A 1988-nucleotide genomic window follows, 5' to 3' on the forward strand; every position below is an offset into this window, starting at 1 on the left:
TTTGTTAGCCCATTTTCTCTACCTGACCCACTTTTGACCCAGAACACGAAAAAAAGCGGGCAGGACTGGACGGCTACATGGATTTTCAGCAATACGGTCAGGACTGCATGGAAAACGACTGCGTGACAAAAACAGAGTTCGGCCTGCTGCGGCGCTTGGAGCCGCCCTTCCCGGAGCAGCGGCAGGGACAGAGGATGATGTAAGCAAAAGCGGCTCGATCCAAATGAAACGAGCCGCTTGATAGACAGACAAACTCTGATTTATCGACAACTCCACTTATTTTACCCCTTGCATATCTCCATATTTATCTTTCAGACTTTCTATCCCGCTAATTACAGAGAGGAAACATGATTGATCTGTATCCATTTCAAAAGAGAGAACATTATTAATGTCAGGCCTTTCCTGAAATTTACCCTTTACCGTTGCATGTCCAGAAGAACCCATTGTTACGGTAAATATTAAATCGTTTTCTAAGAGCAGTGCATACTTTGCTTCTCCTTCCAATCTTTCGTAGCATTCCCTTAATTGATTTGAAAAACTATACAAAGCACCTGTTGCTGAATAGTATCTATCAAATTTCGCCTTATAACAGCCAACATCAATTTCCAATGAGCAAATTATATCGTAGCCACCTTCATAGCTTGTTGAATCAGGAAATCCTATGACTTCGTTTAATTTCAGTGCTGTTTTCGGTAAAATGAAAATGTAGCAAATGGTACTCAAAAAGTGAACACCCCAATGGCAAATAAAAAGAGCCATTGTCAGCACCTGAAATAAACGCTACCCTTTAGGTGGGATAACCATAAGGGGGTAGCAGAAAGGTGTTACGAATGGCTCAAATCAAGTATATCAAAGACCTCTACGAAAATGAAGAGGCAAGTTTGCGGGAAATATGCCGCATAACCGGCCACAGCTTTGAGACTGTCCGCAAGTACGCCTACCAGGAAAACTGGAGCGAGGACAATCTGCCGGATATTGAGCCACAGAGCTATCCGGTGCTGCAAGACTTCATCCCCATCATTGATAAATGGCTGGAGGAGGACCGAAAGGCCCCCAGGAAACAGCGCCATACAGTAATGCGGATTTACCACCGCCTGTGTGATGAGCATGGGTTTACTGGCTGCTATTCCACCGTGAAGAAGTATGTCCGCAAGAAAAAATATGTCATGAAAACTCTGAGTGCCGGTTATCTCCCTCTGGAGCACCCCAAAGGCTGGGGACAGGTGGACTTTGGCCTTGCGGAAGGCGAATGGGCCGCTACCGGAGAACGCTTTCCGTTCTATGCGCTGACGATCTCATTCCCCGGCTCTAACAACGGAGTAACGCAAGCGTTCCCGTCTCAAAACCAAGAGTGCCTGCTGGAAGGCATGAAGCGGATTTTTGAGCACATTGGCGGCGTCCCTCCCAGGCTGCGGTTTGACAACATGACCACGGCGGTTGCTCAGGTACTAAAAGATGGTGAGCGTGTCCTTACGGACGGCTTTACCCGCTTTATGCTCCACTACCGTTTCCAAGCTGATTTTTGCAATCCGGCTTCCGGCAACGAAAAAGGCAATGTAGAGAACAAGGTTGGTTACAGCCGCCGCAATGCGTTTGTCCCGGTCCCAGTCATTACCTCGTTTGAGGAATTTAATGAACAGCTCTTGGAGTGGTGCGAAAAGGACGCTGACCGGCTCCACTACAAGCACAAGGTTCCCATCCGGGAACTTTGGGAAGAGGACAAGGCGGCACTTTTAGAGCTGCCGCAGTATCCCTTCTCTGTGTTCCGCTACACGACGCTTACCGTGAGTAAAACAGGCTTTGCAACGATTGAGACGAATAAATACGGGCTATCTCCCATGCTGGCCGGCGAAAAAGTACAGGCCAAAATCTTCTATGACCATGTAGAGTTTTACCACGACCACAGACCGGTTGGACGCTTTCCCAGAAGCTACAAGACCAATGATGAGGTCTACGACTGGACGCAGTATGTGTCCACCCTCTGCAAA

3 protein-coding genes are annotated in these 1988 nt (G+C 47.7%); 2 read left to right on the forward strand and 1 reads right to left on the reverse strand.

What is annotated here, in order from left to right; translation table 11 throughout:
* Nucleotides 1–77: 77 nt before the first annotated feature.
* Nucleotides 78–203: a hypothetical protein gene (locus ACTQ3R_RS16395; RefSeq protein ID WP_441780220.1), complete on the forward strand. Its 126-nt coding sequence runs from the start codon at nt 78–80 to the stop codon at nt 201–203.
* Between the two features lie 73 nt (nt 204–276).
* On the opposite strand, the gene ACTQ3R_RS16400 is transcribed toward ACTQ3R_RS16395, so the two are convergent.
* Nucleotides 277–759: a WapI family immunity protein gene (locus ACTQ3R_RS16400; RefSeq protein WP_441780219.1), complete on the reverse strand. Its 483-nt coding sequence runs from the start codon at nt 757–759 to the stop codon at nt 277–279.
* A gap of 71 nt (nt 760–830) precedes the next feature.
* On the opposite strand from ACTQ3R_RS16400, the gene istA reads away from it, so the two are divergent.
* On the forward strand, nt 831–1988 hold a 1158-nt coding region (istA, locus tag ACTQ3R_RS16405; RefSeq protein WP_441780218.1), incomplete at its 3' end, for an IS21 family transposase.

Origin of the sequence: Lawsonibacter sp. LCP25S3_E2, from assembly GCF_052117285.1 — a bacterium.
Taxonomy (GTDB): domain Bacteria; phylum Bacillota; class Clostridia; order Oscillospirales; family Oscillospiraceae; genus Lawsonibacter.

Coding starts and splice junctions, on each gene's coding strand:
- ACTQ3R_RS16395 (WP_441780220.1), top strand. CDS start 78: ATGGATTTTCAGCAATACGGTCAGGACTGCATGGAAAACGACTGCGTG.
- ACTQ3R_RS16400 (WP_441780219.1), bottom strand. CDS start 759: ATGGCTCTTTTTATTTGCCATTGGGGTGTTCACTTTTTGAGTACCATT.